At 59.5% G+C, this 19,515-nt stretch carries 16 protein-coding genes and 3 pseudogenes; 8 read left to right on the top strand and 11 right to left on the bottom strand.

From position 1 onward, the window contains the following. Positions 1-145: 145 nt before the first annotated feature. The 3 genes and pseudogenes from ACZZZ4_RS21645 to ACZZZ4_RS21655 form a co-directional block, all read left to right on the top strand. Positions 146-445: pseudogene (locus tag ACZZZ4_RS21645) on the top strand (mechanosensitive ion channel family protein); the annotation flags it as partial. A gap of 957 nt (positions 446-1,402) precedes the next feature. Then, complete coding sequence (locus ACZZZ4_RS21650; protein ID WP_463549303.1) at positions 1,403-2,668, top strand: OmpP1/FadL family transporter; 1,266 nt, start codon at positions 1,403-1,405, stop codon at positions 2,666-2,668. Between the two features lie 3 nt (positions 2,669-2,671). Next, a pseudogene (locus tag ACZZZ4_RS21655) lies at positions 2,672-3,015 on the top strand (transporter); the annotation flags it as partial. 246 nt (positions 3,016-3,261) lie between these two features. On the opposite strand, the gene ACZZZ4_RS21660 reads toward ACZZZ4_RS21655, so the two are convergent. The 10 genes from ACZZZ4_RS21660 to cyoA form a co-directional block, all read right to left on the bottom strand. After that, positions 3,262-4,638: an MFS transporter gene (locus ACZZZ4_RS21660; RefSeq protein ID WP_463538799.1), complete on the bottom strand. Its 1,377-nt coding sequence runs from the start codon at positions 4,636-4,638 to the stop codon at positions 3,262-3,264. A gap of 280 nt (positions 4,639-4,918) precedes the next feature. Next, entirely contained in the window at positions 4,919-5,593 is a 675-nt protein-coding gene (locus tag ACZZZ4_RS21665) for a polysaccharide lyase family 7 protein (protein ID WP_129998610.1), read from the bottom strand. A gap of 42 nt (positions 5,594-5,635) precedes the next feature. Beyond that, complete coding sequence (locus ACZZZ4_RS21670) at positions 5,636-6,802, bottom strand: MFS transporter (RefSeq protein ID WP_463548720.1); 1,167 nt, start codon at positions 6,800-6,802, stop codon at positions 5,636-5,638. Between the two features lie 40 nt (positions 6,803-6,842). Continuing rightward, positions 6,843-7,085: a DUF2934 domain-containing protein gene (locus ACZZZ4_RS21675; protein WP_463548721.1), complete on the bottom strand. Its 243-nt coding sequence runs from the start codon at positions 7,083-7,085 to the stop codon at positions 6,843-6,845. Between the two features lie 56 nt (positions 7,086-7,141). Then, positions 7,142-7,402, bottom strand: a complete 261-nt coding sequence (locus ACZZZ4_RS21680) for a metallothionein (RefSeq protein WP_080769387.1) — start codon at positions 7,400-7,402, stop codon at positions 7,142-7,144. After that, on the bottom strand, positions 7,395-8,420 hold the full coding sequence (cyoE, locus tag ACZZZ4_RS21685) for a heme o synthase (protein WP_463548722.1): 1,026 nt from the start codon (positions 8,418-8,420) through the stop codon (positions 7,395-7,397). The genes ACZZZ4_RS21680 and cyoE overlap by 8 nt, the downstream gene beginning before the upstream one ends. Further along, positions 8,378-8,716: a cytochrome o ubiquinol oxidase subunit IV gene (gene cyoD / locus ACZZZ4_RS21690; RefSeq protein ID WP_463548723.1), complete on the bottom strand. Its 339-nt coding sequence runs from the start codon at positions 8,714-8,716 to the stop codon at positions 8,378-8,380. The genes cyoE and cyoD overlap by 43 nt, the downstream gene beginning before the upstream one ends. A gap of 1 nt (position 8,717) precedes the next feature. Then, positions 8,718-9,332: a cytochrome o ubiquinol oxidase subunit III gene (locus tag ACZZZ4_RS21695; RefSeq protein ID WP_039760281.1), complete on the bottom strand. Its 615-nt coding sequence runs from the start codon at positions 9,330-9,332 to the stop codon at positions 8,718-8,720. Positions 9,333-9,334: 2 nt separating this feature from the next. Beyond that, positions 9,335-11,308: a cytochrome o ubiquinol oxidase subunit I gene (gene cyoB / locus ACZZZ4_RS21700; RefSeq protein ID WP_039760284.1), complete on the bottom strand. Its 1,974-nt coding sequence runs from the start codon at positions 11,306-11,308 to the stop codon at positions 9,335-9,337. A gap of 3 nt (positions 11,309-11,311) precedes the next feature. Then, complete coding sequence (cyoA, locus tag ACZZZ4_RS21705; RefSeq protein WP_463548724.1) at positions 11,312-12,241, bottom strand: ubiquinol oxidase subunit II; 930 nt, start codon at positions 12,239-12,241, stop codon at positions 11,312-11,314. A gap of 318 nt (positions 12,242-12,559) precedes the next feature. On the opposite strand from cyoA, the gene ACZZZ4_RS21710 reads away from it, so the two are divergent. Further along, positions 12,560-12,874, top strand: a complete 315-nt coding sequence (locus ACZZZ4_RS21710) for a hypothetical protein (RefSeq protein WP_463548725.1) — start codon at positions 12,560-12,562, stop codon at positions 12,872-12,874. 13 nt (positions 12,875-12,887) lie between these two features. Here ACZZZ4_RS21710 and galE read toward each other — a convergent pair whose 3' ends face one another. After that, a complete protein-coding gene (gene galE, locus ACZZZ4_RS21715; RefSeq protein WP_463548726.1) occupies positions 12,888-13,913 on the bottom strand; it encodes a UDP-glucose 4-epimerase GalE in 1,026 nt (341 codons plus the stop codon). 319 nt (positions 13,914-14,232) lie between these two features. On the opposite strand from galE, the gene ACZZZ4_RS21720 reads away from it, so the two are divergent. The 4 genes and pseudogenes from ACZZZ4_RS21720 (at position 14,233) to ACZZZ4_RS21735 (ending at position 19,508) form a co-directional block, all read left to right on the top strand. After that, positions 14,233-15,402 (top strand): glycosyltransferase family 1 protein, encoded by a 1,170-nt coding sequence (locus ACZZZ4_RS21720; RefSeq protein ID WP_463548727.1) that lies wholly within the window; start codon positions 14,233-14,235, stop codon positions 15,400-15,402. Continuing rightward, the gene (glf, locus tag ACZZZ4_RS21725; RefSeq protein ID WP_463548728.1) at positions 15,390-16,562 is read left to right on the top strand and encodes a UDP-galactopyranose mutase; all 1,173 of its coding nucleotides are present in this window, start codon (positions 15,390-15,392) and stop codon (positions 16,560-16,562) included. Before ACZZZ4_RS21720 ends, glf begins: the two co-directional genes overlap by 13 nt. After that, a pseudogene (locus ACZZZ4_RS21730) lies at positions 16,559-17,751 on the top strand (glycoside hydrolase family 1 protein). The gene glf and the pseudogene ACZZZ4_RS21730 overlap by 4 nt, the downstream one beginning before the upstream one ends. Continuing rightward, positions 17,748-19,508: an ABC transporter ATP-binding protein gene (locus tag ACZZZ4_RS21735; RefSeq protein WP_463548729.1), complete on the top strand. Its 1,761-nt coding sequence runs from the start codon at positions 17,748-17,750 to the stop codon at positions 19,506-19,508. The pseudogene ACZZZ4_RS21730 and the gene ACZZZ4_RS21735 overlap by 4 nt, the downstream one beginning before the upstream one ends. Positions 19,509-19,515 lie beyond the last annotated feature (7 nt).

Below are 19,515 nucleotides of genomic sequence, written 5' to 3' on the forward strand. Positions count from 1 at the left end.
CGACCAGGATGAAAAAAATCCGGATGATCCGAGAATAATGTGACAATAAATCCGGTGCGTTTAGCGATTTCGTAGAGTAGAGCTTGATTCATTTTTTTGCCTATAAAAATTTATTGTTTTTCAAAGCTACCTTTGGATGCGCTAGGTGGAGGCGATGTTACTGGAGGCGGCGAAACGCACGCCGGGTGTGCTCGAAGATCCGCCAGCGCAGGTTTTCCAGACGGCACTTTCGGACTTTTACCCGGAATACCGACTGGTCGCTCAAGCGATCCCAAGCCAACCACGCCCACGCGCGGTGCTGCTGAGCATGCTGCACGCCAATATTCAGGATGTGTTCAACGAGTACGGCGTGCAGATCATGTCGCCGCATTATCTGGGCGATCCGCCGGACGAGAAGCGTGTGCCGCCGGAAAAGTGGTTCACCGCGCCTGCGCAAGCCCCCGAGATCAGTGATAGCTGCCCAAGGGAGTTCACCCCATGCAGGATTTCATCCTCCACGCCTTGCGGACTGACCCGGAAATCGCAGTGTTCCTGGCGTCGGTGCGGCAATCAGGGAAACCGCGACCGGAGCGGTCAATCCAACGACGCTCAATGCTGCGGCAAAGGCGCGACTCAACAGTCATACGGCGATTGCTTACGCCATACCTGAATGCAGCCATGTTGCCATTTGTCTTGCCTGAAGAAAGCGCGTGAACCCATCTACATGCCAGACGGCGGACCTGCGGGTGGAACTGCCGGCGAAGTGCGCCTCATGCCTGCTTCGCAAGTTGTTACAACGGATGTCACCTGGTTGCCGCTCGTCGCGTCCTTGCGCCGTGGTGGCCGGGGCGCGCTGCAGATGTTGGGGCCATGGTTGCCGAAACCTTGAGAAAAACTCTGACCCGTACAAGTCATTGAAAGCGTAAGAAGAAATAACTGAATAGTGGTGTCAGGCTCCGAAAAACCGGCACTTTGATATTTTTGAAACAATCAAAATATACGCCTTGGTTCTCATTTTCCTGGGAGCTTTCCTCCCGAAAGAAGCATGCCTGTCGCTAGACGAATCATTGTTTCCAACTACCTTTTGTGGAACTTGTCTTCAGCGCTTATGGGTTAGCACTTTCCGGAAGGAGCTTTGAGAGATGAGTCTCGATTCGATAGCCATGCAGATTTGGATAATTCTGCCCAAGTCATGAGGACCAACGACATCAAAGCGGTTCTTGATGTATGGGCCAGGGACATGGTCACGTCCTACGAGCAATTGAAAACCAAATAGCTTGCTGAAAGGCCACGTTCGTATTTCGCAGCAGCAATATCGAGGTGGCCGCCAAACGTTCGCATCTACGGGCGATGCCGTGATGGGGTTAACTGATGGTTTCGCAGGGGACGCGCAATGTATAGAGGCAGCAACTCTCATCGACTCATGACTCCAGTGGCTTTCGGATTTGCCACGCTGCTGTGTGGCAGCGCGTCAGCCGGGGGCATCCTGATTTACGAGGCTGGCCAGGAAGGCAATGGCCTTGCCAATGCCGGAGCCGCTGCGCTTGCAGCCGATCCGAGTGTACTGATGAGCAATCCTGCAGGGATCACTCAACTGAGCGGGACTCAAGTGAGCGCCGATGCCCAAGTGATTCTGGGAGATATGCGATTTTCTCGCGGCAGTGGCAATCAGTTCGGTGGCAATGAGGGTGGCAACGCATTGCAATACCTGCCCGGAGCCAGTTTTTTCGTCAGTCATCAAATTGACGAACGATCCGCTGTTGGATTCGGCATGTATGGCAACTTTGGTTTGGCACTGGATTACGACGACGATTGGGCAGGTCGCTATTTCAACCAGGAGGCAGCCATTATCGGAGTATCGCTCCAGCCGACCTTCGCGCATAAGGTTACCGATGACCTCTCCATAGGCATCGGACCACGCATCATGTATGCCTACTATCGAAATGAAACGGCGATCAACAACAACCTGCTGGGGCTGCGCGATAGCCCCGACGGTCAACTTGAATTCAAGGATACCGACACAGGGGTAGGCCTGAATCTCGGCTTGCTCTACCGGTTGAATGAAAGCACGCAAATAGGCTTGGCCTACACCAGCAAGATCGACTTGGAGTTCAAGGACAGTCCGACGGTGCGCAAAGTTGATAATCCGATCATCAATGCTGCACTTCGACGGTTGGATGTTGATTCCCTGGAGCTCGATATGTCGGTGCCGCAAACCGTGCTGCTGAGTGTCGCGCATGATCTGGATTCCAGATGGAAGCTGCTCGGCAGTCTCGGTTGGCAAGACTGGAGTGAGTTTGGTGACATCGGCGTAGAGGTTGATGCCAGTGCTGCCGAAGTGTCCCGCACAGCCGATCGAAACTATAAAGACACCTGGCACGCATCCCTGGGCGCGCAATATCAGGTCAACCCGCGCGTGCGTTGGAGCTTTGGCCTGGGCTATGACAGCTCTGCGGTCAATGACCGTGACCGAACCGTCGATAATCCCATGGGGGAGGCCTGGCGTGTGGCTACCGGGTTGAATTATCAAGTCGACGAAAGCCTGGACGTACATGCCGCCTATACCCTTGTATGGCTGGGAGACATGGAGGTCGATCAAACCAAGTCGCGTTCAGGGGACACGCTATCAGGCACTTACCGCAACGCTGCGCTGCACATAATCGGCGCGGGCGCGACCTGGCGCTTTTGACGTGTGCCATACATCGTCTGCAAGAACGGGCTACTCATATCCCACACGATTCTGCCGGCCATCGATCAGCACGGCCTCGCGGCGTTGGTGATATCACTCAAAGCTTGTTCTTTTCACCCAGACAACCGACTGAAGTTGGCTGAATACTCGGTGCCGGCCTGGCGATCCTGATCTCAAAATGGCTGGACCCATGGCATCTTGGCGAATCACCTCGGGGGCTGGATGGAAGCCCGCCGGATGACAGGGACAAGGTCAACCAGACGTTCCTGCAACCGTTCCTCTCCTATACCAACAGCACGCTGACGACCTGGGGCGTGAATACCGAGTCGACCTATAACTGGCAATCGTCATGGCGAGGCAATGGTCCGAGTCCGGAACTGCCAGCCCTCGCCGATGCCGAAATAACAACGACAACGAGGGCAGTGCCATGACTGACAAAAAACCGAACTACCAGAAGAAGAACCGGATCAATCAACCCCGGCGCATTCCACTGAAGAAGAGCGCGAGCGCTTGAAGGACTTCAACAAGGACGGCATCCCGCCGGGCAGTTGCTGATCCACACGGAGTCAGGCGTCCTTCCGACGTCTGACTCTTCAGTTGCCCGCGGTACTGGTCTCAGCCTGCGCCACCAACTCCCCGCTGATTGCATCGACCATGGCCGGATGTTCCTCAGCGGCCACGCGCAAATCCTCGGTAACCCGCAACTCCGCACCCGTCGGCGAAAAGGTCGCGGCGGCGGTGAACGGTGCGGGGTTGGCCGGCACCGGGCGTTTGCCGCGGCGCCAGAAGAAAAAGCTGACCATGCTCAGGTTGACCACTGCGAATACCCAGAACAGGCCGTTGGCGCCGAACGAGTTCATCACCGGCGAAATCATCATCGGGCTGATGGCCGAGCCCAGTGAATTGATCAGCAGCAAGCCCTGGATCATCGGCACCAGCGCTTCGGCGGGCGCGCGGTCGGCTGCGTGGCTGACGGCAACCGGATACAGCGCGAATACGCCGCCACCGAGCAGAAACAGCATCGCGGCGAGCATTGTCGAGGACAGCGGCACAAGCACAATCACCAGTGACAAAACTGTGCACGCCACCGTCAGCAGGGTCAGCACCTGCAGGCGATCGGTGCGATCGGACCAGCGTCCGACCGGATATTGCAGCAGCATCGCGCCGAGGATCGTCCAGGCCATCATGCTGCCGACTTCACCGACGTCCAGCCCGCTGCGTTGCAGATACAGCGGCAACAAGGTGTAGATTGCGGCGATGGTCACCCCCGAGCCGAAACAGCCGACCAGCCCGGTCGGCGTCACGCCCAGCAGCTGCCGGGGCTTGAGCGGCTCGACCTGATCGAGCAGCGGCGAGACTCGCGGCAGAATCACGATCGGCAGCACCGACAACGCAGCGAGCATGCCGGCGACCATGAACGGCGCGCTGTCGCTCATGCCGGTGATGGTCCCCAGCGTGGCCTGGCCCAAAACACCAGCGCCATAAAGGACGATCATGTACAGCGCGAGCAAGCGCCCGCGAATCTTTTCGTCACCCGCCAAGAGCAGCCAGCTCTCGATTACCAGAAACACACCGACCGTGGCCCAGCCGTTGATCAGGCGCAGGACCAGCCAGCCCCAAGTGTCATAGAACAGACCCTGCAACAGGATCGTCACGGCGATCAGCGAGGCGAAGCTGCCGTAGGCACGAATGTGGCCGATGCGCAGAATCAGCCGGTCATTGAACACTGCGCCTAGCGTCAGCCCCATGAAATACGCCGATGAAACAACCCCGATCATCGTCGCCGAGGCGCCGGCGGCGTCCAGACGAAGGGTGGTCAGGGAGGAAAGAAAACCATTGCCCAGAGCAATAATGAACAGCCCGAGCAGGGGCGCCAGCGCCATGGCCAGCAAACGCGGAGACATAAAAACCTCAAGAAATCGAACAGCGCAACGTGCGCCTCTGCGCGTGCGGTTGCCAGGCTGGAACAGGTGTTGTGCAAGTGTCTGCCGATCGGGCAGGGTGGTGGCATCGGCCGTACGTCAATGAGGCATGGCCAGTCTAGGATAGGCTTGTCTATGACCAGACCGGACCTCTGCAAGAGCGCGCGGGATTCTAAGGCTTGCGCAGGATTTGCCAATAGCCGAAGGCTGCGACGTTAGGACGCAGGCTGTTTTGAGGTTCCAATGGAGGCTGGAAACCAATCATCGGGCTGAGCTCCGAAAAAGGGCCATGCATGCAAAAACTACAGGCCCTTGTTTATTTCAGCCCCTAGGTATGCGAAATCAACAAATCACTGATGATGCAGATCGAACCATCCTCAGGCGGCGTGGCGTCGGTGTAGTCGATCTGGTTGTAGACCCCGCCATGGAAGTTGAACACCTGTGAATTCCACGAGGCATCCAGCTGCAAGTCACCCGATGTGCCGATGTTGCCGTTGTAGTCGACGGTGACTCGAGCCACGCCGGCAGAGTTCGCTCGAATGGTCACCTTGAACTTCGCACCCAGCGGCACGCCTTTGAGCACCGTGGTGTTGATCGGAGTGGTCTGATTGAAGCTCTGGCGGAAGCCCATGGTGATGTTGCCTTTTTGCCAGAACACCTTGATGGCCGGGCTGTCGTCGTTTTTCACATGCATTTGCGAGATCACCACTTTCTGCGCTGAGTTGACCTTGGTCACGGTCATCTCCTGATAGTTGAGGTGGTCAGCGGCGCTGGCCAGCGACCAGTAGGTCGCTTCCTTCCATTCGCAGCGGGTGCGGTGAGTGCTCTTGCTCGAGGCGCCTTTGGTGGGGGCGGACAGTTGCAGTGATCCGTCCGGCAGGATCGTGACGATACTGGGGAATTGCGCGATCGCCTGGGCTCCGTTGAGCTCCAGTGCCACCGGATTGGTCGCCGAGACGGGAACCGGAGTGGAGAGGGTGAGATTGCTGATGTTTACGGCCATGGTTTCTACTCCTGACGATAAAAATCATTGGCGCTCCAAGCCTTAGGCCATTCCTGATCCGCACATTTGCCTGCGCGGATTTTCACCACCTCGGGGGCTCAGGAGCATGGCGACGCAGGCGGCCGCCGCAAAAACACACAGGGCAACGGTCACACCTGTCGCCTCCAGCACTGCTCCGAAAATCGGTGTGCCGGCGGTCTGACCGAGTGCCAACACCAGAAACGGGATGCCCAATCCCAAGTCCGGGCGATCCGGGAACAAGCGGATGCCTTGCAACAGATAAACCCCTGAAGAAACGATGTAGGCCGCGCCAAACAGGCTCATCGCGGCGAGGCCGTAAATGGCAGAAGCGCCAGTGGCGACAAGCCCCAGCGTGCCGGCCGCGATCCCTGCGAGCGCCAGATGTTGCATGCGCGCGACACCAAAGCGGTCGGTCAGCACACCGGTTGCGCAACCACTGATGCCCGCGGCGCCCAACACGATCCAGGCCCAGGCAATCGACTGATCGGAAAATCCAGCCTCGCTGCGCAGAATGTCAGCGCCGAATGTCCAGATCGCCGTGCTCGCCAACCCCATCAGAAAGGCACTGGCGCACAGCGGCAGTACGCCCGCCCGACGCAACATTGGTAGAGAAAAATTCTTCGCGACGTCATGTGCCATCCGGCGCGGTATTGCGAACCAGAGCCACACCGTTACACCGACGCCGATCAAGCCGAACAGCGCATAGAGCTGGCGCCATTGTCCTGCAGCCACTATCGCTGCCACGCCGGAAAAGACAATCCCGGCCGCCGTCCCGGCATTGATGAAACCATTGGCCCGCGGACGGTCGGCATCATCAAGACGCGCCGCCACTGCGCTGGCCAATGGCGGCGAGGTCAGACCGGTGCTCAATCCCGCCAGCGCCACGCCGCAGCCCAACGCCAATCCGGACGCCGCGAGCACAATCAACCCCATCCCGAGCGCCGCCGCCGCGCCGGCCATGACCGTCAACCCGCGTGGGCTGACTTTGCAACTGCACACAAACGTCGCGACGATGCCCACGCAATACGCCGCAAACGCACTGCCGCCGATCCATCCGGCAGCGGACACACTCAAGGCCAGATCCTGACGAATCTGCGGCAGCAGCAGTCCATAGGCGAAGCGCGCCAGACCGTAGGACAACGCCGTCAGCGCGAACGCCGCCAGCACCAGATTGATGCCGCGCTTCACGAGCCCATTTCTCCCGCCAGCACGCGGCTTTGAAGATCGATCATTTGGCAGCAGACGTGGTTTTCTTGCGCGTCCTGGTTGCAGCAGCAGCGCTGGCTGCCTTGGCCTTTTTCCGTGGTGCCGGCGGCGCTACGCTGCTGGCGACCGAACCCGGCAAGCCATCGGAATCGAACGCATCCAATTCGGCGCGCGCCTGCAACCAGTGCTCGAAATCATTACCGTGCGGCCGACCTTGTTCTTCCCAAAGCCTGTAGGCGATTTTGCGGATGGTTTCCTCGTCCATTTCGTTGTCTCCTGCTGATGTAAAAAAGTGCCTCGAAGGCGAGCACTCGTGCCGGATCAAGGTGAAATCGGATCGCTGGCGGGGAAGGTTTCTTCAACCGCTTGATCCAGTTTCGAGTCACTCACATTGCGCTCATCGGCCCCAAGGTTCTGCTCGCAATGGCAAGCCGAAGAGGGGCAGGGTTGGCCCTTTGGGTGCAGATCCGCGCAGGCCTGACTGCAAAACTGCTTGCCGTCACGCTCGAAAGTTTGCTCGCCGCTGCACTTGCAGGTGCAGCCCGGGCAGGCGCAAGCGGATGTTGAAGGATCGTTAGCCATGGGTTTCCTCCAGATAGTCTGTAAACGCGGTCGTTACCGATTCTGATAACCCGCGCCGCACCTGCGTTTGATGATTTTCCTCCACGCCCGATGAGCGGTAGAGCGCAGAGGGCGAGGGCAGTACGGCGTTCAACGCCAGGGAAAGATTCAGCGCCAGAATCAGCAGGATCGATACGCTGAAGATGCGTCGCGCCCAGACTTTCGCATTGGCATTGCGCACCGGTCGCAACGTCAGATAAAACCAGTAGCCGCCCAGCCCGAGCACCACCAGCGGATAGGAAACATTGATAGCCGCCACCCAGCCCAATATCGCCGCGCTGATCAGGAATGCGACCATGTAGAGGTTGATCTCGCGTCGGGCTTGGCTGAGAGTCAAGGTCGGTAACCCGGCGGCGCGAAAGTCTTCGTGGCGCATGACAGTGATCGCGTGGGAGTGGGGCATCTGCCAGCAGCAAAACACCACGATCAGCATCAGCGCCGTGGCATCGAAGCTGCCGGTGACCGCGCAATAACCGACCACCGGCGGCATGGCCCCGGACAGGCTGCCGACCAGCGTGCCCCAATGCGAACGGCGTTTCATAAGGCAGGTATAGACGCCCGCATAAACCATCAGACCGACTGCCGCCATGGCGCAGGCCAAGGCAGTTGTGCCGACCCACAACAAGCCGAAGCCGATCACACCCAGCACCGCCGCGTAGCAAAACGCACTGGGCAACGACACAGCGCGAACCGCCAAGGCCCGATGACAGGTGCGCACCATGCGCCGATCGATGTCGCGGTCGACGCAGTTGTTGATCACGCAACCGCAAGCAATGACCAGCGCGGTGCCGAGCAGGGCGGCCAATAAATGCGCCAGGGACACAGGGCGGCCACCGGCGGCAAGCAGATAGCCGCCGAACACCGAAGCCAGATTGCCGACGATGATGCCGGGCTTGGTCAGTTCCAGCCCGACATGCAGCGACAGCCGCCATTGCTTCAGTGCGCCAGCATGTTGTGGTGAATGCTGTCCATGATCCATAGCGAAAGCCCAACCAGCAGAAGAATGATCACCACCGAGAAGATCAGCGCTCTGAGGTTCCAGCGTTGCTCCTTGGCGGTGTCCAGATGCAGGAAATATTTCAGGTGGGCGAAGACCTGCACTATGCCAAGTGCGACCACCACCCACGCGGTGACGCTGCGTGGCAACGTCGGGTACATGACCAAGCCAAAGGGAATGACGGTCAAAATCACCGAAATGATGAAACCGACCATGTATGAACGACTGGTGCCATGGCTGGTGCCGGCACTGCTATGAATCGGGCTCTGGTTATACATGTCACACCACCCCCAGCAGATAAACCACGGTAAATACGCAGATCCACACCACATCGAGGAAATGCCAGAACAGACTCAGGCAACTCAAGCGCGTGGTGTTGGTATTGGTCAGGCCCCGGCTGCGCACTTGCAGCATCAACACCGCCATCCACACCAGCCCGCTGAGCACGTGCGCGCCATGGGTGCCGACGAGGGTGAAGAACGCGGTGAGGAAACCGCTGCGATCCGGCCCGTAGCCTTCTGCGATCAGATGATGGAATTCATTGATCTCCATGGCGATGAAGCCGCAACCCAGCACGAAGGTGACGCCGAGCCAGCGCAGCACGTGGGCTTTGTCATTGCGGTTCATCGCCAGCATGGCGTAGCCGTAGGTGATGCTGCTCAACAGCAGCAAAGCGGTTTCGGCAAGGACGTAGGGCAATTCGAAAATGTCGACGGTCGAGGGCCCGCCAGCGACGCTGTCTCGCAGTACGGCATAGCCTGCGAACAGCGTCGCAAAGAGGATGCAGTCGGTCATCAGGTAGATCCAGAAACCGAAAATGCGCATCGAGCCCGCGTCTTCATGGCCATGTTCATGGCTGTGCGCGATGTCTTTATCCAGAACGATATTGGACATGTTCAAGCCTCCGCCAAGTCTTTGAGACGCGCTTTTTCAATTCGCGCGACTTCCTGCGCCGGGACGAAATAATCGATGTCTTCGTCGTAGCTGCGCACGATCATTGCCACCACCGAAGCGACCAGGCCGAAGATCGCCAGCCACCAGATATGCCACACCAGGGCGAAGCTGCAGATCAACGCGAAGACACTGATCACCAGGCCGGCGGAGGTGTTGCGCGGCATGTGAATGGCGCGATAGTCGGTGTGACTCAGGGTGCTGACGCCGCGCTCCTTCATGCCCCAGTAGGCGTCGAGGTCGTTGACTTTCGGTTGCTCGGCGAAGTTGTAGAACGGTGGCGGCGAGGCCGTGGCCCATTCCAGCGTACGGCCGTCCCACGGGTCGCCGGTGAGGTCGCGCAGTTTCGCGCGGTTGCGGATGCTCACGTAGAGCTGCAGCGCCTGCGCGGACACACCGCAGAGAATAATGCCGACGCCAAACAGTTCCAGCAGCAGCCACGGTTGCCAGGCCGGGTTGTCGAAATGGTTGAGGCGCCGGGTCATGCCCATGAAACCGAGCACGTAAGACGGCATGAACGCGAAGTAGAAACCCACCAGCCAGCACCAGAATGCGATGCGCCCGAGGCGGTCGTTGAGGCGGAAACCGAAGGCTTTCGGGAACCAGTAGGTCAGCCCGGCCATGTAGCCGAACACTGCGCCACCGATGATCACATTATGGAAGTGCGCGATCAGAAACAGGCTGTTGTGCAACAGGAAGTCGGCACCGGGCACCGCCAGCAGCACGCCGGTCATGCCACCGATACTGAACGTGACGATAAAGCCCAGCGTCCACAGCATCGGCGTTTCGAAGCGCACGCGGCCGCGATACATGGTGAACAGCCAAGTGAAGATTTTCACCCCGGTCGGCACTGCAATGATCATCGTCATGATGCCGAAGAACGCGTTGACGTTGGCCCCGGCGCCCATGGTGAAGAAGTGGTGCAGCCAGACGATGAACGACAGAATGGTGATCGCAATCGTCGCCCACACCAGCGAGACATAGCCGAACAGGCGCTTGCTGCTGAAGGTCGCGGCGATCTCCGAGAAAATCCCGAACGCTGGCAGGATGAGGATGTACACCTCCGGATGCCCCCAGGCCCAGATGAGGTTGACGTACATCATCGGATTGCCGCCGGCCTCGTTGGTGAAGAAGTGCATGCCCAGATAACGATCGAGGGTCAGCATCAGCAGGGTCGCGGTCAGAATCGGGAACGCAGCGAGAATCAGGATCGAGGTGCACAGTGCGTTCCAGGTGAACACCGGCATCTTGAACAGAGTCATGCCTTCGGTGCGCATCTTCAGAATGGTCACGAAGAAGTTGACCCCGGTTAACAGCGTCCCTATGCCGGATATCTGTAATGACCAGATGTAGTAATCCACCCCGACGCCGGGGCTGTAGCCAAGTTCGGACAGGGGCGGGTAGGCGACCCAGCCGGTACGGGCAAACTCACCGACGCCCAGGGAAATATTCACCAGCGCCGCGCCAACCACGAACAGCCAGAAGCTCAGCGCGTTGAGGAATGGATAGGCGACATCGCGGGCGCCGATCTGCAGCGGCACGACGATATTCATCAGGCCGACCACGAACGGCATGGCCATGAAGAAAATCATGATCACACCGTGGGCAGTGAAGATCTGGTCGTAGTGTTCCGGCGGCAGATAACCCGGCCCACCACTGGATGCCATGGCCTGCTGGGTGCGCATCATGATCGCGTCGGAGAAACCGCGCAGCAGCATGACCAGCGCGACGATGATGTACATGCAGCCGATCTTCTTGTGGTCGACCGAAGTGAACCACTCGCGCCACAGGTAGCCCCATTTGCGCTTCCAGGTGACGGTACCGACCAGGGCAAAACCCATCAGGCCGACGATAGCCAGGGTGTACATGACAATCGGCTCGTGCAATGGAACCGCGTCCCATGAAAGTTTCCCGAACATGATTTAACGCTCCTCGGCCAGCAGACTCGGTTGTTGATTGACGCGCACATCGTCGCTGTTGCGTTGCACTTGGGTTTGCTTCTTGCGTGGTACTTTGTTCATCCCTTCATACTTGTCGACGATGTCGAGAAACAGTCGCTCCTGCACAGCCGAGTAATAAGTGATCTTGTGCGCCACTGAAGGCTTGGCCAACTCGGCATAACTGGCTTGATCAAGTTGCCCGGGCGCCGCTTTGACTTTGTTGACCCAGGCTTCGTAATCCGCGCCGCTGAGTGCCAGGGTGCTGAAGTGCATGTCGGAGAAACCGTGGCCGTTATAGTTCGCGGCAATCCCGCGGTACTGACCGATTTCATTGGCGATCAAGTGCAACTTGGTCTGCATGCCGGCCATGGCATATATCTGCCCACCGAGTGCAGGAATAAAGAATGAAGTCATGGCAGCGTCAGAAGTGACGGTGAAACTTACCGGCGTATTCACCGGTATCGCCAGTTCATTGACCGAGGCAATGCCCAGATCGGGGTAAATGAACAGCCATTTCCAGTCCGTTGCCACTACTTGCACATTGAGGTGCGGCACGTCTGAATCCAGCGGGCGGTAGGGATCGAGTGCATGGGTGGTTTCCCAGGTCACCCAGCCGAGTACGCAAATAATCAGGAACGGCACACCCCAGACCACCGCTTCGATCTTGTGCGAACTGGCCCAGCGCGGCGAATAACGGGCCTTCTTGTTGGTCGCGCGGTAGCGATAGGCGAACAGGAAGGTCATGATGATGACCGGGATCACCACCAACAGCATCAGGCCCGTGGCGAGGATGATCAGGTCGCGTTCATCTCGGGCAACATCGCCCTTGGGGTTGAACACCACCAGGTTGCAACCGGCGAGCAGAACGCTGGTAGCGAGATAGACCAGGCAATAGCTGAGTATTCGCTTCATACATCCCCCTGTTTCTTTATCGATCCCTGTTTGTTCAGGCAACAGTTCGTCATGGCCAGAAAACACTGTTTCTGTACCGGCTTATCACCTACGGCTGAATAACGAGTTGTATCTGCGCTCGCCTGGGCCTCGAACTTTTTGAATAAGCATTCCGGCGTTGGTTTTACAGAATGTTACCCAAGCTGACGAACGGTTGAACTAGCGAAACGGCAAGCGGGAGCGGGCGGGCTATGCTGAACATGCCTCTCGGTAAACGCGGTGTTTTTGCGTGAGAGGACAATTCATTTGAAATGAGCGAGTTGAGTCCAGGAGTACGACATGTTCATACGCGGTGAGATCTACAACAAATGGAAGGCGACGGAAAAGGCTGAGAAGTGCCATACCGAAGAAGTGGAAAACGGCTGCCATATCGAAGTGCGGGCACGGGAGGCCAATGATGGCGACGTGGAAATGTTCATCAGCGTTTACACCGCAACCGGCGAATGCGCTTACGAACGCATCAGGAAATTGCCCGGCATCGAATGGGAAGTCGAAGACGCGCTCAAGCGTGGCATCGATCAGGCAGAACGAATCGCCGGCGGCGAGTCCGGTCGATTGTCCAGTGCCGACGCGCACGGTCACGAGAATGAGTGACCGTGCGCAACGTTCAATTGGCCTGGCGAACCTCAACCTGCCCGAGCTGATTGCACTGCCAGCGCCAGGCATCGGCGAGCATGCGCTGCAGTGAGCGGCTCGCCTGCCAGCCCAGTTCTTCGATAGCTTTTTGCGGATCCGCCCAGCAGCGCGCAATGTCGCCGGGGCGCCGCGCTTCAATACTCAACGGGATCTTGATCCCGGTGACCTGTTCGAAAGCGCTGATCACCTCCAGCACCGAATAGCCGCGCCCGGTGCCGAGGTTCCAGATGCTCACACCATGGCGATCGCGCAAGGCGTCGAGCGCGCAGACATGCCCGAGCGCAAGGTCGACGACGTGCAGGTAATCGCGAATGCCGGTGCCGTCCGGGGTCGGGTAATCGTTGCCGAACACTGACAGTTGCGCGCGCTGGCCACTGGCAACTTCCAGCAGATAGGGCAACAGATTGTTCGGCGTGCTGGTGGGTGCCTCGCCGAGCAGGCCGGAAGGGTGCGCACCAATCGGATTGAAATAGCGCAGCAGGCCGATCGACCAGCGCGGGTCAGAACTGGCGACACTCTTCATGATGTTCTCGGTCATCAGCTTCGACATGCCGTACGGATTGGTCGGTTGGCCGGTGGCACAGGCTTCATTGATCGGCAGGGTAGCGCAGTCGCCGTAAACGGTCGCCGAAGAGCTGAATACCAGATGGAATACACCGGCCTGGGCCATGGCTTGGCATAGCGTCAGGCTGCCGCCGACATTGGTGTCGAAGTAGCGCAGGGGTTCACGCACGCTTTCGCCGACGGCTTTCAAACCGGCGCAATGCACCACGGCATCAATTGGGTAATCGTGCAGAAGATTGTCGAGCAGTCGTCGATTGCGCACATCGCCCTGGATGAACTCCGGTCGTTTGCCGGCCAGCGTACTGATGCGCTCGATTGCGGCGCGCTGGCTGTTGCACAAATTATCGAGGATCACCACATCCTCGCCGTTGCCCAGCCATTGCAATGCGACATGCGCACCAATGTATCCCGTACCACCCGTAATCAAGATCATGCGCCCGCCCTCACCAGTGACGCCATCGGCCGATGGCTTTGTGCATGGTTTCGAGGCGCCTGTGCGGCGGCAAAAACCATGTTGTCCTGGACGGTAGGGGATGGATTGTCCGGCGAGTTCAACCTTGTTTGCCAGCCGGTATGTGCAGTTCATCGGCTGCGTTCAAGGTTGGGCTGAACGTCGCGTGAACACCGCGATTCCAACCTTCAAGAGCCTTACGGCCTCATCGAGAAATGCCCTGCACTTGCAGTGTCGACAAGTGTGACGGCCCGGTGGCTCGTCACTGAGTCTTCTTTTATTCCTTGATGAGGATCTGGCCATGAACCTTGCAGAACAAACCGAGGCGCTCGCACGGGCGAGCGCGCAAAGCGCAGTTGAGGCATCGCTGCAGGTGCGCCCAACGTTGGTGTGCCTGTCGCATCTGCGCTGGGGCTTCGTCTATCAGCGGCCGCAGCACGTCATGTCGCGATTGGCCAAACACTACGACGTGGTGTTTTTCGAAGAGCCGGTATTTGTCGAAGACGCTATGCCCGGACTCGAGCTTTCGAATCCGGCGGCGGGAATAGAAGTGGCGGTGCCGCAATTGCCGATCGGCATGAGTGGCGAGGCGATCGAGCAGGCGCAGAGACAATTGCTCGATGAACACCTCGCCGGGCGCGTTCAGGGCGATCTGCTCCTTTGGTATTTCACCCCGATGAGCCTGTTGTTTACCGAGCATCTTGACGCTCGGGTCACCGTCTACGACTGCATGGATGAACTGTCGGCGTTCATGGGCGCACCTGCGCGATTGATCGACCTGGAGCAGCAACTGCTCGCTCGGGCTGACGTGGTGTTTACCGGCGGCTTCAGTTTGTGGGAGGTCAAGCAGCGCCAGCACGGCAATGCCTATCCGGTACCGAGCAGCGTCGACATCGCGCATTTTGCGGCGGCGCGCCAGGCATTGCCGGAACCGCCGGACCAGGCATCGATAGCCAGGCCACGCCTGGGCTTTTTCGGCGTGATCGATGAACGCTTCGATATCGAATTGATTGACCGCATGGCGGCGATGCGTCCCGACTGGCAGATCGTGCTGATCGGGCCGGTGGTGAAGATCGACCCGCAAACCCTGCCGCAACGGCCGAACATTCATTATCTCGGTGGCAAGCAATATGCCGAGCTGCCGGACTACCTCGCTGGCTGGGACGTGGCACTGATGCCGTTTGCCCTCAACGCCTCCACGCGTTACATCAGCCCGACCAAGACTCCGGAATATCTGGCGGGCGGTTGCCCGGTGGTGTCGACGCCAATTCACGATGTGATCAGTGGCTACGGCGAGAGCGGTGCGGTGTTCATCGCCGACACTGCCGAGGCCTTCGTCGAGGCGATCGAAAAAGCTTTGCCACTCAAAGGCACCATCGAATTTCTGCAGCGCGCCGATGCCGCGATCGCCGGCATGTCGTGGGACAACACCAGCCGCTTCATGCAGGAGCAGATCGAATGCCTACGATAAGCCTTGAGCGCGCAAAGTCCGGCCAATTCTTCGATTACCTGATCGTCGGTGCCGGGTTTGCCGGCAGTGTCATCGCCGAGCGTCTGGCCGAAGGATTGGGACGCCGAGTGTTGCTGATTGACCGGCGCCCGCATATCGCCGGCAATGCCTACGACCATTACGATGAGGCCGGGGTGCTGGTGCATCGTTATGGCCCGCATATTTTCCACACCAACGCGCAACGGATCGTCGACTACCTGTCACGCTTCACGGAATGGCGGCCCTACGAGCACCGCGTGCTGGCGCAGGTCGACGGCAAGCTGGTGCCGATCCCGATCAATCTGACCACGCTGAATTCGCTCTACGGCCTATCGATGTCCTCAGCGGAAGCCGAAGTGTTCCTCGCCGAACGCGCCGAACCGGTGGCGACCATTCGCACTTCCGAAGACGTCGTGGTCAATCAGATCGGTCGCGAGCTCTACGAGAAATTTTTCCGCGGCTATACGCGCAAGCAATGGGGGCTGGATCCGTCGGCACTGGATAAATCGGTGACTTCGCGTATCCCGACGCGGACCAGCGAAGACGACCGCTATTTCGGTGACACTTTCCAGATCATGCCCACGGGCGGCTACACGCAAATGTTCGAACGCATGCTTGATCACCCGAACATTGATCTGTTGCTCAGCACCGATTTCAAGGAAGTGCGCAACGAGGTGAAGTACGAGCATCTGATCTACTGCGGCCCGATTGACGAATACTTTGATTTCCAGTTGGGCCGCTTGCCGTATCGGTCATTGCGCTTCGAACACCAGACGCTCGAGCAGGAGCACTATCAGCCGGTGGCGGTGGTGAATTATCCGCACCCGGATGTGCCCTATACGCGCATCACTGAATACAAACACCTGACCGGACAAACGCACCCGCGCACCAGCATCACCTATGAGTTTCCCTGTGACGACGGCGACCCGTATTACCCGGTGCCGCGCGCCGAAAACGCTGAGCTGTACAAACGCTACCGAGCGCTCGCCGAGCAGACACCGAACGTGACGTTTCTCGGCCGACTGGGCACCTACAAGTACTACAACATGGATCAGGTGGTGGGGCAGGCGCTGGCCTTGTATCGAGATATCCAGGCGGCGCAGGCAGAGGCCACGGCTGCAACCGAGATCAATGCTTCATGACCGCGCAGCCGAAAGGCGACGAGCCCGGCGCAGATGCGTCTTCGATCTTCAGCAGCTTCGTCATGGCCGGTTTCGAATGTTCCAGCCAGCGCCGCCAGGACGGTCGGCGCCTGGATCTGCTGGCGGACACCGGGCATGCGCGCTGGGCCGCCAAGGACTACCAGCGACTGAGCGAGTTGAACATTCGTTGCGCCCGCGACGGCTTGCGCTGGCACCTGATCGAACGCAGCCCCGGGCGCTATGACTGGAGCAGTTTTCTGCCGATGCTCAAAGCCGCGCAAGCGCAGCAGGTGCAAGTGGTCTGGGACTTGTGCCATTACGGCTACCCGGATGATCTGGATATCTGGCGGCCGGCGTTCGTCGAACGCTTCGCTCGTTTCGCCGCTGCTGCAGCGAAGTTGATGATGGACGAAGGCGTCAGCGTGCCGTTCTATTCGCCGATCAACGAGATTTCCTTCTGGAGTTGGGCGGGGGCGAGGTCGCTTACTTCAACCCGAATGCACGCGGGCGCGCGCAGGAACTCAAGCATCAGCTGGTGCGGGCGAGCATTGCTGCGATCGAAGCGATTCGCCAGCAGGCGCCGAATGCGCGCTTCGTTCAGTGCGACCCGTTGATCCATGTAATCGCCGGCTCCAGGCGCAGCGACGATATCGAAGCGGCGGAGGCCTATCGATTGTCGCAATTCCAGGCGTGGGATCTGCTCACCGGCCGCGAATGGCCGGGTCTGGGCGGGCAGGAGCATTATCTGGACATCATTGGCGCCAACTTCTATGCGCATAACCAGTGGTATTTCCACGGCCGACGGATCCTTCGCGGCGAGCGCGACTTCCGGCCGTTGTCGGGCATGCTCAAGGAACTGCACCAGCGTTACCAACGGCCAGTGCTGATCGCCGAAACCGGTGCCGAAGATGAGGAACGCCTGCCGTGGCTGGCTTACATCGTCGAGCAGACGCTGGTGGCGCTCGAACGCGGTGTGTCGGTGCAGGGCATTTGCTGGTACCCGTTTCTCGATTATCCGGGTTGGGACAATGGCCGGTATTGCCCCACTGGTGTGTTTGGCTATCCCGATGGCGAGGGCGAGCGCGCGGCGTTTCACCCGTTGCACGTCGAGCTGGCGCAGCTGCCCGAACGGATTGCCGCGTGTCTGCGCCGGGTCAATGGCCGGCGCATTGAGGGGCAGGGGAGATGAACTTTCAGCGCAGGCGCGATGAACCGTTGCCAGCGTCAGCCGTCGCGTTTCTATGGCGCTACATAAGCATCCGCCCGGCGCACTTCGTCGCCATGGTCGCACTGGTGATCGGCGCGGCGTGCTGTGCGGTGGTGGTGCAATACGGCATGAAACTGCTGGTGGATGCCATGGCCGCCGGCTCGGCAGCGGATCAGGTGTGGCATGCGTTCGGCCTGTTCATGGCGTTGATCGTGATGGAAAACCTGCTGTGGCGCCTCGGCGGCTGGGTCGGTTGCCACACCATCGTCGGCAGTTGCGCCGATCTGCGCGTGGACCTGTTCCATCACCTGACCGGCCACCCCATGCGCTATTTCAAGCGGCACTTCTCCGGTTCGCTGGCCAATCGCGTCTCGGCGATCGGTGCCGCTGCCGACAAGGTGTATGGCGGGCTGACCTGGCGCATCGTACCGCCATGCGTGGATTTCATCGGTGCCGTGGCATTGCTGTTGGCGGTGCACGGTGCGATGGCGCTGGCGCTGGTCGGTTGCGTGATAGTCGTCGCCGCGCTGATTACGCTATTCGGCGTGCGCGGTCGCAGCCGGCACATCGCGTTCGCGTCGCAGTCAGCGCGGGTCGGTGGCGAGATTGTCGATCTGGTCTCCAACGTGTGGACGATCAAGGCGTTCTCCGGGCGCGATCGCGAGCGCCTGCGGCTCGAACGAGAAATCGGCATCGAGGCGCAATCGCACCGCAGCAGCTGGATGTACATGGAAAAGGCCCGCGTGCTGCACGACATCTGCCTGACCGTGATGGCCGGCGGCATGCTCGGCTGGGCGATTCTGCTCTGGCGTGCGGGGCAAGTCACGGCGGGGGACGTGGTGATGGTCAGCGCGTTGACCTTCCGCATCCTGCACGGTTCGCGCGAACTGGCGCTGGCCCTGGTGGAAACGAGCCAGCAGATGGGTGTCATCAGCGAGACGCTGGGCATCGTCGCCCAGCCCCACGAGCTCAGCGACGCCCTGGAGGAACTGGCACCGACGCGCGGGCATATCAAAATGCTCGACGTCAGTTACGCCTACCCGGACGGGCGCAAGGTCTTCGAGCATTTCTTTCTCGATATCCCGGCCGGGCAAAGCGTCGGTATTGCCGGCTCCTCGGGCTCGGGCAAATCGACCTTGCTCGGTCTGCTGCAACGTCTGGATGACGTGCGCAGCGGGGTGATCCTGATCGACGACCGCGACATCCGCTCGGTCAGCCAGGACAGCCTGCGCCGGCAGATCGCCGTGGTGCCGCAGGAACCGGCGCTATTCAATCGCAGCATTCTGGAAAACATCGGCTACGGCCAGCCGCACGCTACCGAGCAGCAGATCATCGAGGCGGCGCGCCAGGCGTTTTGCGATGAATTCATCCAGGCGTTGCCGCAGGGTTATCACACACTGGTGGGTGAACGGGGAGTGACGTTGTCCGGCGGGCAACGCCAGCGTCTGGGGCTGGCGCGGGCGTTTTTGAAAGACGCACCGATCCTGATTCTCGACGAGGCGACGTCGGCACTGGATTCCGATTCCGAAGCGATCATCCAGCGTGCGTTGAGCAATCTCATGCGCGGCCGCACGGTACTCGCGGTGGCCCACCGACTCTCGACCATCGCCAACTTCGATCGGGTGCTGGTGCTGGAGGACGGCGAGATTGTGCAGGACGGCACTCCCGAAGAACTGCGCGAGAGCCAGGGACGATTTCGCACGCTGTGGCAGATGCAGGCGATGGTGCACAACCGTTGAACGCGCT

This window comes from Pseudomonas sp. AC252 (assembly GCF_979258105.1).